The organism is Bradyrhizobium sp. SZCCHNS1022, from assembly GCF_032484835.1.
Taxonomy (GTDB): Bacteria; Pseudomonadota; Alphaproteobacteria; order Rhizobiales; family Xanthobacteraceae; genus Bradyrhizobium.
Window position 1 is genome coordinate 192,992 of the sequence record NZ_JAUETT010000006.1, and the last position, 14,092, is coordinate 207,083.

General features: G+C 65.1%; 11 protein-coding genes and 1 tRNA gene. 10 read left to right on the top strand and 2 right to left on the bottom strand.

Annotated elements, in window-relative coordinates; genetic code table 11:
- Nucleotides 1-698 precede the first annotated feature (698 nt).
- Nucleotides 699-2,783 carry a hydantoinase/oxoprolinase family protein gene (locus QX071_RS28960; RefSeq protein ID WP_315705740.1) on the top strand — a complete coding sequence of 695 codons (2,085 nt, stop codon included), beginning with the start codon at nt 699-701 and terminating at the stop codon, nt 2,781-2,783.
- A gap of 2 nt (nt 2,784-2,785) precedes the next feature.
- Nucleotides 2,786-4,444 carry a hydantoinase B/oxoprolinase family protein gene (locus QX071_RS28965; protein ID WP_315705739.1) on the top strand — a complete coding sequence of 553 codons (1,659 nt, stop codon included), beginning with the start codon at nt 2,786-2,788 and terminating at the stop codon, nt 4,442-4,444.
- A gap of 21 nt (nt 4,445-4,465) precedes the next feature.
- On the opposite strand, the gene QX071_RS28970 is transcribed toward QX071_RS28965, so the two are convergent.
- Entirely contained in the window at nt 4,466-6,211 is a 1,746-nt protein-coding gene (locus tag QX071_RS28970) for a methyl-accepting chemotaxis protein (protein ID WP_315705738.1), read from the bottom strand.
- A gap of 86 nt (nt 6,212-6,297) precedes the next feature.
- Here QX071_RS28970 and QX071_RS28975 point away from each other — a divergent pair, with 86 nt between their 5' ends.
- The 3 genes from QX071_RS28975 to QX071_RS28985 all read left to right on the top strand — a co-directional run bounded on the left by QX071_RS28975 (nt 6,298) and on the right by QX071_RS28985 (nt 10,624).
- Nucleotides 6,298-7,740: a deoxyribodipyrimidine photo-lyase gene (locus QX071_RS28975; protein ID WP_315705737.1), complete on the top strand. Its 1,443-nt coding sequence runs from the start codon at nt 6,298-6,300 to the stop codon at nt 7,738-7,740.
- Nucleotides 7,741-7,814: 74 nt separating this feature from the next.
- Nucleotides 7,815-8,132, top strand: coding sequence for a histone (locus tag QX071_RS28980; RefSeq protein ID WP_315705736.1), 318 nt, complete (start codon nt 7,815-7,817; stop codon nt 8,130-8,132).
- A 239-nt stretch (nt 8,133-8,371) separates the two neighbouring features.
- Nucleotides 8,372-10,624 carry a cation:proton antiporter gene (locus QX071_RS28985; protein WP_315705735.1) on the top strand — a complete coding sequence of 751 codons (2,253 nt, stop codon included), beginning with the start codon at nt 8,372-8,374 and terminating at the stop codon, nt 10,622-10,624.
- 19 nt (nt 10,625-10,643) lie between these two features.
- Here QX071_RS28985 and QX071_RS28990 read toward each other — a convergent pair whose 3' ends face one another.
- A complete protein-coding gene (locus QX071_RS28990) occupies nt 10,644-11,063 on the bottom strand; it encodes a hypothetical protein (protein ID WP_315705734.1) in 420 nt (139 codons plus the stop codon).
- Nucleotides 11,064-11,297: 234 nt separating this feature from the next.
- On the opposite strand from QX071_RS28990, the gene QX071_RS28995 reads away from it, so the two are divergent.
- From QX071_RS28995 to QX071_RS29015, 5 genes are all read left to right on the top strand, one after another.
- Nucleotides 11,298-11,567: a hypothetical protein gene (locus QX071_RS28995; protein ID WP_315705733.1), complete on the top strand. Its 270-nt coding sequence runs from the start codon at nt 11,298-11,300 to the stop codon at nt 11,565-11,567.
- Nucleotides 11,568-11,690: 123 nt separating this feature from the next.
- A tRNA-Arg gene (locus QX071_RS29000) sits at nt 11,691-11,767 on the top strand.
- Between the two features lie 149 nt (nt 11,768-11,916).
- Nucleotides 11,917-12,585: a Crp/Fnr family transcriptional regulator gene (locus tag QX071_RS29005; RefSeq protein WP_315705732.1), complete on the top strand. Its 669-nt coding sequence runs from the start codon at nt 11,917-11,919 to the stop codon at nt 12,583-12,585.
- 110 nt (nt 12,586-12,695) lie between these two features.
- Nucleotides 12,696-12,893, top strand: a complete 198-nt coding sequence (locus QX071_RS29010; RefSeq protein ID WP_315705731.1) for a DUF2892 domain-containing protein — start codon at nt 12,696-12,698, stop codon at nt 12,891-12,893.
- Between the two features lie 69 nt (nt 12,894-12,962).
- Complete coding sequence (locus QX071_RS29015; protein WP_315705730.1) at nt 12,963-13,850, top strand: MBL fold metallo-hydrolase; 888 nt, start codon at nt 12,963-12,965, stop codon at nt 13,848-13,850.
- The last annotated feature ends 242 nt before the right edge of the window (nt 13,851-14,092 follow it).

A 14,092-nucleotide genomic window follows, 5' to 3' on the forward strand; every position in this document is an offset into this window, starting at 1 on the left:
CGCGTTGAAATCCGGCGCACGACTCGCACGCGAATCCCTCACACTGCCCGACGAGCAATTCCCGCGTGCGCGGCATGCACGAACTGCCTGTCGTGCCACTCTGTCGCACGTGGCTACGCTTGCGGCGTCGGGCAAATCAGGACGATCTTTCCGCGCATCCTGCCTCATGCAGAGGGACGTACGCGCGTCGTCACGAACGTCGAGGCGGGATGCGGTGGGCGCAGCGGGTTGCAGCATGATCTCATCATGCCGACGAACACCCCGGTGCGCACGGTGAAGTCGTGTGGTCCTGGCGCCCCGGTGCTGGCGCCTGCGCAACGCTTCTGAGCGTTGTCGCGACGCGATGATGCTTTCGCATCACGCGGACGGGGGCAAGAAAGCCGGTCCCCGAGGAGAGCGCGTATAAGCCGTAAGCCATCGCGCAGGGAATGCCGGTTGATCGGCTGCACCTGTGGTAACTGCCGCCTGCTTTTCTTTCGCAGGCGGGCCATGGGTGAGGCCTTCACCCGGCATTCCCTGCACCCTCTCGATTTCGAGGGTGTCGCCTCGCAAAACTCGGGTGCCGAATGCATCGCGAGAAAGCGAAGGCGCGGCCTCTTGTCCGCAATGGTCCCCTGCATTTGCCGCCCTGGCATCAAGGCATAGAACTTGCTCAAACTGCAGCCGAACTGGGTCGATTGCGATGCGGAGGTTTTGGAATGCTTGAGGGCGCCGAAGTGCGGCTGGCCGTCGATATCGGAGGCACGTTCACCGATATCGTCTTGGACGTGGGCAAGCAGCGCAGGACGCGCAAGGTGCTGACCACGCCCACGCGGCCCGAACAAGCGGTGCTGGACGGCACGCGTCTCATTCTTGCCGACGCGCATGCCCATATCTGCGACATCGATGTCTTCGTTCACGGCACCACGCTTGCGACCAACGCCATCATCGAGCGCCGCGGCGCCAAGACCGCGCTGATCGCCACCCAAGGCTTTCGCGATGTTCTGGATATCGGAACTGAGAGCCGCTACGATCAATACGACCTCACCATCGACAAGCCCAAGCCGCTGGTGCCGCGCAGCCTGCGCTTCACCGTGCCGGAACGCATCGATGCACATGGCGAAATCAGGCTGCCGCTCGACGAGACCGCCGTGCGCGCGCTCGTGCCGCAATTGCGCGAACTGAACGTCGAGAGCGTCGCCTTCGCGTTCCTGCATGCCTATGCCAATCCCGAGCATGAACGGCGCGCCGGCGCCATCCTTCGGGAAGAGCTGCCCGGCGTCGCCGTGACGCTGTCCTCGGAGGTCTGTCCCGAAATCCGGGAATATGAGCGCACCTCCACGGCGGTGGCGAACGCCTATGTGCAGCCGTTGATGGACAGCTATCTCGCACGCATGGAAGAGGCACTCCAAATCGAGCAGTTCCGCGGCGCGATCTATCTCGTGACATCAGGCGGCGGCGTCACCTCGATCGACACCGCGCGGCGCTTTCCGGTACGCTTGGTCGAGTCCGGCCCGGCCGGCGGCGCGATCTTCGCAGCGCAGATCGCGGCAAGGCTCGGCGAGGAGAAGGTGCTGTCCTTCGACATGGGCGGCACCACTGCCAAGATCTGCCTGATCGAGAACTTCGCACCGGAGAGCTCGCGGGTCTTCGAGGTCGATCGCGCCGCGCGCTTCCTCAAGGGCTCCGGCCTGCCCGTGCGCATCCCGGTGATCGAGATGGTCGAGATCGGCGCCGGCGGCGGTTCGATCGCGCATATCGATGCGCTCAAGCGTGTCACCGTCGGCCCCGAGAGCGCGTCGTCGGAGCCCGGCCCCGCCTGCTACGCCCGTGGCGGCCAGCGCCCCGCGGTGACCGACGCCGACGTGGCGCTCGGCATGATCGATCCCGACGCCTTCGCCGGCGGCACCATCAAACTCGCTCCCGAGCTGTCGAAACAGGCCCTGCTCCGCGACATCGGTGAACCGCTGGGACTGTCGGCGGAAACCGCGGCCTACGCCGTGCACGAGGTCGTGTGCGAGAACATGGCCAGTGCCGCGCGCGTGCACGCGGTCGAGCGCGGCGCCATCGTCGGCCAGCATACGCTGATCGCGTTCGGCGGCGCGGCGCCGCTGCACGCGGCGCGCGTCGCCGAGAAGATCGGCGTCGCCAAGGTCATCGTGCCGTCCAATGCCGGCGTCGGCTCGGCCGTCGGCTTTCTTGCAGCCCCCATCGCCTATGAGCTGGTGCGCAGCCGTCACGTCCGGCTCGAGGATTTCGATACCAAGACGGTCTCCGAGCTGCTCGCCGAAATGGCGCGCGAAGCTCGCGCCCTGGTCGAGCCTGGCGCAGCCGGCGCGCCCGTGCGGGAGCGGCGCGCCGCTTTCATGCGCTATGTCGGCCAGGGTCATGAGATCACGGTCGAGTTGCCGAACCGGCCGCTCACCGCGATCGACCTCCCTGTCCTTCGGCAGTCGTTCGAGACGGATTACGCGGCGTTGTTCGAGCGCGCGATCCCGAATGCGGCGATCGAGGTGCTGAGCTGGTCGGTGCTGGTGACGACCGAACCGCGCAATCCCGCCAAGGTGTCGGAGATGGCGCGCAAGCCGGCCGGCAAAGCCTCCGGCTACCGCAAGTTCTTCGACGGCCGCGCCGGCCGCGTGGTCGAGATTCCGCTGTATCGTCGCGAAGACATGGCGCCGGGTGCGACCATCTCGGGCCCCGCCGTCATCGCGGAAGACGAAACCTCGACCTTCGTGTCGATGAGCTTCGACGCCCATATCGACGGTGCCGGCAGCATCGTCATGGAACGGAAGGCAGCCTGACCATGAGCGATACTGTTGGAACGAGCCTGATCAACCTCCAGATCATGTGGCACCGGCTGATCGCCGTGGTCGAGGAGCAGGCGCAGGTGCTCTTGCGCACGGCCTTCAGCCCGATCGTGCGCGAATGCGGCGATCTGTCGGCCGGCGTGTTCGACCTTCAGGGCCGCATGCTGGCACAGGCCGTCACCGGCACGCCGGGCCACGTCAATTCGATGGCGGAGTCGGTGAAGCACTTCATCGCGCATTTTCCGCTGCACACGATGAAGCCGGGCGACGCCTACATCACCAACGATCCCTGGATGGGCACCGGCCATCTCAACGACTTCGTCGTCACCACGCCCTGCTTCAAGGACGGCAAGGTCGTCGCACTGTTCTCCTGCACCAGCCATCTGATGGATATCGGCGGCATCGGCTTCGGCCCCGATGCTACCGACGTCTTCATGGAGGGTCTTTATATCCCAATGCTGAAGCTGATCGATCAGGGCACCGTCAACGAGACCCTGATGGCGATGATCCGCAGCAATACGCGGCTGCCGATCGATACCGAGGGCGACACCTATTCGCTGGCCGGCTGCAACGACGTCGGCTGTCAGCGTCTGGTCGAGATGATGGAGGAGTTCGGGATCGAAAGCCTCGATCAGCTCGGCGACTACATCTGCGATCGCTCGCGCGAGGCCGTGCTCGCCGAGATCGCCAAGCTGCCGAAGGGCACCTGGCGCAATGAAATGATCGTGGACGGCTACGATGCTCCGGTCACGCTCAAGGCCGCACTGACCATCTCCGAAGATGGCGTCCATGTCGATTTCGACGGCACCTCGACAGCCTCGAAGTTCGGCATCAACGTGCCGCTCGCCTACACCACCGCCTACACGGTCTTCGGGCTCGGCTGCGTGGTCGCCTCGCAGATCCCGAACAACGCCGGCTCGCTGGCGCCGCTCACGGTCTCGGCGCCGTCGGGCGCGATCCTCAACGCGCCGAAGCCGGCGCCGGTCGCCTCGCGCCATGTGATCGGCCAGATGCTGCCGGACGTCGTGTTCGGCTGCCTGCGCCAGATCATCCCCGAACGGGTGCCGGCCGAAGGCACCTCCTGCCTGTGGAATCTCAACGTGCGCGGCCAGACCCGCTCGGGCGCCGGCGGCAATTACGGGTTCTCGATGGTGGTGACCTCGAACGGCGGCACGGGTGCCCGCTTTGGCAAGGACGGGCTGTCGGCAACGGCCTATCCCAGCGGCGTGCGCGGCACGCCGGTCGAGATCGCGGAGACGCAGACGCCCCTGATCTTCTGGCGCAAGGAGCTGCGGCCGGATTCCGGCGGCGCCGGCCGCACCCGCGGAGGGCTCGGCCAGATCATCGAGGTGGCGAGCGGCGTCGATGCGCCGTTCGACATTCTCGCCGCCTTCGACCGCATCGATCATCCACCGCGCGGCCGCGACGGCGGCCGTGACGGCGAGGCCGGCTATGTCGGCCTCAAGAGCGGAAAGAAGCTGCGCGGCAAAGGTTTTCAGACCATTCCGCCGGACGACCGGCTGGTGGTGCTGACGCCCGGAGGCGCCGGCATCGGCGATCCCAAGGCCCGCACGGCGGAGGCCGTGCGCGAAGATGTCGAAAGCGGACTCGTCTCGGCCGGCGAGGCCGGGACGATCTATGGATGGAGGGACTGAGTGAACGGCCTCGCGCCGGCGTTATGCCGCGCGCATGCCGTTCAGGAAGTTTTCGACCTCCTGCTTCAGGCGCAGGCTCTCGCCCGACAGCGCCTGAGCGGACGCGAACATCCGGCGCGAGCTTTCGCCGGTCTCATCCGCCCCGCGCGCCGCGTTGCGGATGTTGCTGACGACCTCGCTCGTGCCGCTCGCGGCCGAGCGGACGCTCTGGGTGATGTTTTGCGTCGCCGCACGCTGCTGCTCGACGGCGGACGAGATCGAGGTGGCGATCTCGCTGATCCGTTCGATGGTCTGGCCGATCGCCTTGATGGCTTCGACCGATTCCTGCGTCACCAGCTGCATGTTGGCGATCTGGCTGGAGATCTCTTCCGTGGCCTTGGCAGTCTGTCCCGCCAGGGTCTTCACTTCCTGGGCCACCACGGCGAAGCCGCGGCCCGCGTCGCCCGCTCGCGCCGCCTCGATGGTGGCGTTCAGCGCCAAAAGGTTGGTCTGCTCGGCAATGGTCGTGATCAGCTTGACGACGTCGCCGATGCGGTTGCCGGCTTCCGACAGCTCCTTGATACGCTGGTCGGTGGCCACGGCCTGCTTGACCGCCTCGGCGGCGATCGAGGTCGATTCCACCACGCGCCGGGTGATCTCGCCGATCGCGCCGGACAGCTCCTCAGAGGCCGCAGCCGCGGAGCGGACGTGTTCGGAAGCCGCTTCCGATGCGCCCGCCGACCGGCCGGACAATTCCGCCGTGCTGCGCGCGGTCTGCGTCAGCTGCTGTGCGACCTGCTCGAATTCGCCGGACGCGCGCATCACATGCTCGATGATGCCGCCGACACTGGCCTGGAAGCCATCCACGAACCGCCGCAGTTCGGCCCGGCGCTGCTCCGCGGCGGCAGTGGCCGCAGCCGCCTGCTCTTCGCGCAGCCGCTGCCGCTCGCTCGAGGCGCTGCGGAACACCGCCAAGGTCCGCGCGATCTCGCCGATCTCGTCGCCGCGGTCATCGCAATCGATCGCGATGTCGTCACGGCCTTCGGCAATGCCGGTCAGCGCGGCGGTCACCGAGGACAGCGGCTTGGTGAGGCGGCGTACGACCACCACGGTGAGCCCGAGCACGAGCAGCGCCGCGATGGCGGCTGCGATCATCATGGTCCGCATCGCCTGCGTCAGCATGGCGTCGAGCTCGGCCATGGGCACGCCGACATAGAGGATGCCGATCACCTTCCCGGCCGGATTGGTGAGCGGAAAATAGGCCGTCATGAAGGTTTTCCCGAACAGCGTCGCCGGGCCCTTGTAGGCTTCACCGCGCCGCAGGGCGGCCTGCCCTGGATGATCGGATGCCAGCTGGGTACCGACCGCGCGCTCGCCGTTCTCCTTCTTCACATTGGTCGAACGCCGCACGAACTGCCCGCTCGCATCGTCGTAGACGAACAAGGTTGCGTTGCCGCCGGCATAGGAGACGGCGCGGTCGACGATGGCGTGATCCTTGAGTTCGGGAAACGCCGGAATCTCGATGCGGACGACCGAGCCGTCCTGCAAGCTCACCTTGGCGTCCTTGAACGACTCGGCAAAGGTCAGCGCCAGGGTGCGCAGATTGCCCTCGATATCTTTCTTGGCGCGCTCGTCGAAGTCGGAGGTCAGCGACCAATAGGCCGCGCCGATGACGAGCGCGGTGTTGAGCGCGATGACGAGGGCGGCGCCGACAAGCGCCTTCGTGCCCAGCTTGAGCTTGACGGACAACGGATTCGACCTTTTTTGGGAATTGCAACCGGTTCGCATCTTGCCCGTATTTCGTTTCGATCCCGTTATTTCCGGCACGGAGAATTACGGACTCGGGCCCCTCACGCGGTAGAAGGACACCTAAGATGCCGGTGCGTCCTATTATTTTGTGGTTCCGCGAGAGCCTCCGCCTATCGGACCACCCTGCCCTCCACACAGCCGTCGGCACCGGAGCGCCGGTCATCTGCGTCTATGTCTTCGACGAGGAGAGTCCAGGCTTACGCCCGCTGGGCGGCGCGACGCGCTGGTGGCTGGCGCAATCGCTGCAATCGCTGCAGGCAAGTCTGCGTGCCGCTGGGGCCGACCTCGTCCTGCGGCGTGGTGCGGCGGCCGAGGTGTTGCGCACGCTCGCATCTGAGACCAATGCGGCAGCCGTGTTCTGGAACGATGTCGCGCAGGCGCAGCAGCAAGCCGTGGCAACCGAGGTCGCAGAGACAGTGGCCGCCCTTGGCATCGAAAGCGAGAGCTTTCCCGACGATCTTCTGGTCGACCCCGCCGTGCTGCGGGGTAAGGATGGCCGCGGACCGCGCGTGTTCACCCCGTTTTGGAGACGCGTGCAGGCGATGGGCGACCCGCCGCATCCCCTGCCGGCGCCCCATTCTTTTCGCTCGGTTGCAGGATTGACGAGCCTTGCCATCGACGACTTCCGGCTCGAGCCAACCAGGCCCGACTGGGCCGGTGGGCTGCGCGCAACCTGGCACGTCGGCGAGCAAGCCGCGCGGACAAAGCTCGCCGCGTTCCTCGCGCAGTCCGTGCAGACCTATGCCGCCGATCGCGACCGTCCGGATCTCGATGCGACCTCACATTTGTCGCCGCATCTGCGGTTCGGCGAAATCAGTCCGCGGCAGGTCTGGCACGCCGCGCGCTTTGCCGCGGCCGAACAGCCGGCTCGCTCGGCTGGGATCGACAAGTTTCTCAGCGAACTCGGCTGGCGCGAGTTCAGCCGCCAGCTGCTCTATGACAACCCCGACCTCGCGAGGCGCAACCTGCAGCGATCGTTCGACGATTTCCCCTGGCGTGACGACGGCCGAGCGCTGGCCGCCTGGCAGCGTGGTCAGACCGGCTATCCGATCGTGGATGCCGGCATGCGCCAGCTCTGGCACACCGGAACCATGCATAACCGCGTGCGGATGGTGGTCGCCTCGTTCCTCGTCAAGCATCTGCTCATCGACTGGCGGGCCGGCGAACGATGGTTCTGGGACACGCTGGTGGATGCGGACCCCGCCAGCAATCCCGCCGGCTGGCAATGGGTTGCAGGTTGCGGCGCCGACGCCGCCCCCTATTTCCGGGTGTTCAACCCGGTGTTGCAGGGCGAGAAGTTCGATCCCGACGGCGCCTACGTCCGGCGCTGGGTGCCCGAGTTGGCGCGCCTCCCCGCACCGCTCATCCATCAGCCCTGGACCGCGCCCCCGCTCGAGCTTGCCGGCGCCGGCATCGAACTCGGCCGAACCTATCCGGCCCCGATCGTCGACCACAAGCGAGCGCGGGAACGCGCCCTCGCAGCCCACGCAACGCTTCGCCGGAGCTGATTAGTTGCGCTTCGCTTTGACAGGTCCGAGAATCCAGCTATCGTTCATGCGTTTCAACACATCGGGGGACCGATATGGACGATACGCCTCTCATCGAACAAGCGACGAATGCGATCAGCACTGCGGCCGACACCGCGAAAGAAGCGGTGACGACCGTGGTCGCCAAGGTCGGACGCGCGACCAAGAAGGCTGCCAAACCAGCCGCACCGAAGCAGGCCGCGCCGAAGCGGGCCGCCAAGGCCAAGAAGGTCGCGACCAAGAAGTCTGCCAAGAAGACCGGCAAGAAGGCGGCGAAAAAGACGGTCAAGAAAGCCGCCAAGAAGAGCGCGAAGAGTTCCGCCAAGACGGCCAAGAAGGCCAGCAAGAAGAAGACCAAGAAGGCCAAGCGCTGAGATCAAGACCGATCCGAGAGCGCATTTGGCGCTCAGAGATTGGCTGTCGCGAAACAATCCAGTGCCCGATGAGGGACAGTCTGGTGCTGGATTGTTTCGTTTTGAGCTCCGCGCCGTCGCGAGCTCGATCGATACCGCCCTGCTCGCGCCGGCCACCGGCGCGAGGGCTGGAACTTCTCCGTACGACCACGCTTAGCCCGCTGCGACCGACAATACCGGTCGTGAACGCGGAGGATGCGATGGGCCGCAGGCTCCGAACGATTGTGTGGGGTGGGTTCGCCGTCGTTCTGATCGCGCCGGCCGCGCATGCCGAGGTCGGCGGTGCCGAGCGTGGCTCGGAGTTCCTGTTGCTCGTCCAGGTCGCCCTGCTGATCGGGATCGGCCGCGGGCTCGGCGAGGTGATGCAGCGCATCGGCCAGCCCTCGGTGATCGGAGAACTGCTCGCCGGCCTTCTGCTCGGCCCCTCCGTGTTCGGCTGGATCTGGCCTTCGGCGCAGGCTGCGATCTTCCCGCATGCGCCGGCGCAGAAGGCGATGATCGAGGGCCTCGCCCAGTTCGGCATCCTGTTGCTTTTGCTGCTCACAGGCATGGAGATCGACCTCAAGCTGGTGCGCAAGGTCGGCCGCCCCGCGATGACCATCTCCCTGTTCGGGATTGCGGTTCCGTTCGCCTGCGGCTTTGCGCTTGGCGAGGTGATGCCTGCGAGCCTGTTGCCCCAGCCCGAGGCCCGGCTCGTTGCCTCGCTGTTCCTCGGCACGGCGCTCTCGATCTCTTCGGTCAAGATCGTTGCTGTGGTCGTGCGCGAGATGAACTTCATGCGCCGTAACGTCGGCCAGATCATCGTGGCGTCTGCGATCATCGACGACACGATCGGCTGGATCATCATTGCGATGATCTTCAGCATCGCCGCGCACGACACATTGGATCTGCGCTCGATCGGCCAGGCTGTGCTCGGCACACTGCTGTTTCTGGCTCTAAGCTTTACCGTCGGACGGCGGCTGGTCTTCCTGCTGATCAGGCTTGCCAATGACCACCTGGTGAGTTCATCACCGGTCGTCACCGTGATCCTGCTCCTGATGAGCGCGATGGCACTGATCACCCATCTGATCGGGGTTCACACGGTGCTCGGGGCGTTCGTCACCGGCGTGCTGGTCGGCGAATCTCCGATCCTGACCCGGCAGATCGACGAACGTCTGCGCGGCCTGATCACGAGCCTGTTCACGCCGGTATTCTTCGGCTTGGCAGGTCTCGAAACCGATCTCACGCAGTTGCGCATGCCCGAATTGCTGCTCTTCACGGCCGGCCTGATCGTGATCGCAAGCTTCGGCAAATTTGCCGGCGCGCTGGTTGGCGGTGCCATTGGCGGGCTCGACCGCAAGGAGTCGCTGGCGCTCGCCAGCGGCATGAATGCACGCGGTTCGACCGAGGTGATCATCGCCTCGATCGGCCTCTCGATCGGGGTTCTCAGCCAGACCATGTTCTCGATGATCGTGATCATGGCGATCTTGACCACGTTGGCAATGCCGCCAATGCTGCGCGCCGCGCTGGCGCGCTTGCCGCCACGACAGGACGAGAAAGACCGGCTGGAGCGCGAGGAGTTCGAAGACAAGAGCTTTGTCAGCAATCTCGAACGGCTGTTGCTAGCGGTGGATGATAGCGCGAGTGCCCGCCTCGCGGCGCAGATCGCGGGGCTTCTGGCCGGACCGGAGGCACGGCCGATCACAGTGCTCAAGGTCAACGAGCGCGCGCATGCCTCGAGCTCGGCCCCCACCGGCAATTCGGAAGCAGCTGTCAAGGATGCTGCGAAGCAAGGCGCGAGCGAGAGCGGAACGCAGGGCGCTGTCGATGTGACGACGCGCGCGCGTGAGACCACGTTACGCGAAGCTGTGGAGGACGAGGCCCGCAAGGGCTTTGACCTTATGATCGTCGGGATCGAGCGCGTCTTGTCCCCCGAGGGCGGGTTCAGCCCGGCCGTACAAGAGCTCGCCGCTGGCTTCGAGGGGCCGCTGGCCCTCGTGCTGGCCAAGGGGGGCGCTGAGCTTCCGCCGCACGACGGGCGCATTCTGGTGCCGGTCTCCGGGCGCAGCGTAGCGCGCCGTGGCGCCGAAGTCGCGATTGCGATTGCCCGCACGAATCGCGCGCGCCTGCATCTGCTCTACATCTCCACGACGAGCGGCAACGGCGCGAGCTGCGCCGGATCCGACGGCGAACAGCAACGCGCGCGGCAGGTGCTGGCGGACGCCACAATCGCCGCCGAACACTATCGGTTGAGCGCGACGACATCCGCCCGTGGCAACACTGCGCCGGACGAAGCGATCCTGGAGGAAGCCGCTACGATCAATGCAGACTTGGTTGTGCTGGGCGTCGACCGCCTGCAAGGCGAGACGCTGGATTTCGGTGCGATCGTTGCAACCGTGCTCGCCCGCTCGAGCGCGCCGGTGCTACTGGTCTCGGCCGAAACCAATCAGCCCGCAAAGCGCGCGGCCGCGTGACGGGGGCGACGGGATGCCATTACCAGGCGTCGGGACAGGGATCGACGATTTTCCAGAGTTCGACCCCGTTCTTGATCTTCTTCATCTCGGTCGTGAGCCCGCCATTGCGGCGGATCCAATCTTTCACCGTGTCGGGGTAATAGGACATCAATTCAGACGTCCCCTCAACGCTGGTGACCTTGATGCCGAAGGTGAAGGCCTTGTCGTAATAGGCCAGGTGGAAGCCGAGGCTTGCGCGCGGGGTGACGCAGATCTTGTTCATCGGCACGATGCCGAACACCAGGGTGCAGGCCGAATTGCAGATACCGTCGATGATGACGCGCTGCTTGGTATCGCGGATGTGCTGGTATTTGGCCTTGTATTCCTCGATATAGCCGCCATGGTCGCGCGTGATGTGCAGGTCGGCGCGCGCCGGCGTCGCGGCGACGAGCAAAAGCATCAGCAGAGGCGAGAGGCGGCGCTTCAAAAGAGAGAACCCCGGTGGATGTCAGCGGGGCGCTACCCCCACCTTACATTGCAGGACTTTTGCCGGACTGTCTTAGGAATCGGTTAAGCATCCGGAAAAGGCCAAAATTTTGGCAATCCTCATTCGCTTTTGCGCAGCTTTTCCGGCCCGTTCGCGCTAGATTATTGGTTCGACAACGGGCCTTAGCGTTGTTTCCGGAGAAATGAGATGAGCATGTCGAAGCTGTTCGCCGCCGCCTTGATTGTGTCAGCGGCAAGCCTAGTCCCCTCGCTGGCAGAAGCGCGCAGCCACCATCGCCACCATCACGGTCATCGCAGCTATCTCGGACTGCCCTATCCGATCAGCTACCTGCACAATTACGGCCCCGGCGAGGTACCCGGAACCTTCGCTTATTATGACGGGCCGTCGACGAACCATTGTTATCAGAGCTCGGCCGCCTATGTCGGCCAGGACCGAGCCCGCCATCCCTGCTTCTGATCTCGTGCAACGACCGGTAGCCCGGCATAACCGCGCAATGATCCGCGCGTAAGGGCCAGCGGACACTGGCCCTCTCTCGCCAAGTCTGCTATCCGGAGGCCCCGTGGCCGATAGGCCCAGCACGCGCTCGTAGCTCAGCTGGATAGAGCATCGGATTTCGATTCCGAGGGTCGGGAGTTCGAATCTCTCCGAGCGCGCCAAGGCCACTTCGCCAGGCATTTCCGTCGGCGCTGGACGCGCTTCTTGCGGCAACAGTCTCGATTGATCGTGCCATCCCCCTCGGCTGGACGCATTCATGATGCTGTGGCAGACCACCTCAAGTGGGCCTGCCACTTGCACGGATCCTGCCATGTCGCCGAACGAGGACTGGACGCACGCCTTCCCGCCGATCCGGCAGTTGCCGCGCGACGTCTTCGTCCAACTGCGTGACACGAGCCTGATCGTCGAGCTGCCCGAAGACAGCCGGATCTTCGGGCCCGGCCAGGCCCCGGAGTCTTTCCTGCTCCTGCTCGAAGGAACGATTCGCGTTCAGCAGACATCGGAGTCGGGCCGCGAGATCGTGCTTTACCGCGTCCAGGCCGGCGAGAGCTGCGCGCTGACCACGGCCTGCCTGATGGGCTACGAGGAATACCAAGCCGAAGGAATAGCCGAAACCAAGGTCCGGGCGGTTGCGATCCCGCGCGCGTTGTTCGACCAATTGATCGCCAGTTCGCGGGAATTCCGCCAGTTCGTCTTTACCGCCTTCAGTCGCCGCGTCACCAACCTGTTTCGCGTCATCGAGGAAGTCGCCTTCGCGCGCATCGACGTCAGACTGGCGCAGAAGCTGGTCGAGCTTTCCGGCCCGAAGGGACACATCAACGCAACGCACCAGGACCTTGCCAACGAGCTCGGCAGCGCGCGGGAGGTCATCAGCCGGCAGCTCAACGAATTCGCCCGCCGAGGCTGGCTCAAAGTGTCGCGCGGGACAGTCGATATTGTCGACCGGGCAGCGCTCACGCGGCTCGCGCAACACAGCTGATATGGTCCGTCCCAATCCGACGCTCGCCGCTCGGTGACTTAGTTACATACGTCCGGCGCGCCCTGCCCTACTCTTTCGGTCATCATCGCAAAGCCAAGGGGAGCACCTCGATGACACAGAATGTCGGCAAGACGGATCGGCTGATCCGGCTCGTGGTTGGACTGGCGGTCCTGAGCCTTGTATTCGTCGGCCCCAAGACATTGTGGGGACTGCTGGGATTGATCCCGCTCGGAACGGCGCTGATCGGTTGGTGCCCGCCCTACGCGATGCTCGGCATCAACACTTGCGGAGCCAAATCCGCTAGATGATTGGGCCGCCCGGAGGAAGGCGACGCGGACGAGCCGCGACGCCTTCCTTGCCCTAGCCCTGGAGCAGCCATGCCCTATCCCATCGACATCAGCGTCCAGCCGAAAGTGGCAGGATTTTTCGATCCGGAGACCAACACGATCAGCTACGTCGTGAAGGACCCATCCTCGTCGTCGTGCGCGATCATCGATCCTGTCATGGATATCGACTATGCGGCCGCTCGCATCGGCACGAGATCCGCGGACGTTCTGATCGATTACGTGAAGTTGAACGGGCTTCAGCTCGAATGGCTGATTGAGACCCACGCCCATGCCGATCATCTTTCGGCGGCGCCCTATATTCAAAGCAAGCTCGGCGGGCGGATCGGGATCGGCGAACATATCCTGACGGTGCAGAAGACGTTCGGCAAGGTGTTCAACGAGGGCACGGAGTTTCGCCGCGATGGCAGCCAGTTCGACCGGCTGTTCAAGGACGGCGATACCTACGCCATCGGCAAGACGACGGCATTCGTGATGCACACGCCTGGACACACGCCGGCCTGCGCTACACACGTCATCGGGGATGCCGCCTTCGTCGGCGACACCCTGTTCATGCCGGACGGCGGGACGGCACGCGCGGATTTTCCCGGCGGCGATGCGCGCACGCTATACCGATCGATCCGTAAGATCCTAGAAACCCTGCCTCACGGCACCCGGCTGTTCATGTGCCACGACTATGCGCCCGACGGCCGGGCGGTTCGCTGGGAAACGACCGTCGGCGAAGAACGGCTGCACAACATCCACGCCCGCGACGGCGTCAGCGAAGACGCGTTCGTCGCCATGCGCGAGGCGCGCGACAAGACGCTCGGCATGCCGCGCCTGATCATTCCCTCGCTTCAGATCAACATCCGCGCCGGGCACCTGCCCCCACCGGATGCCAGCGGCAAGACCTTTTTGAAGGTCCCGATCAATGTGCTCTAGCAGCGCGCAATAGCTCTGCGTCGCCCCTCAACGTCACAGGCACGTCAGTTGCCTGATGCGAAGCTCCGTACGACTTGGCGGGAGAGCCCGGTCCTACGACAAGAGGTCCGCTGACAGCCTAGCTTGGGGCCTTCAGCTGCGCCGCCTCGACTGGCCTGGGCGGCAGCGCGACCGCCCGCGGAAGTGTCGAACGCCGCCAGGAGTTCGCCGGCGAGTTCGCCGGCCCATGGCCAAGCCGCCCC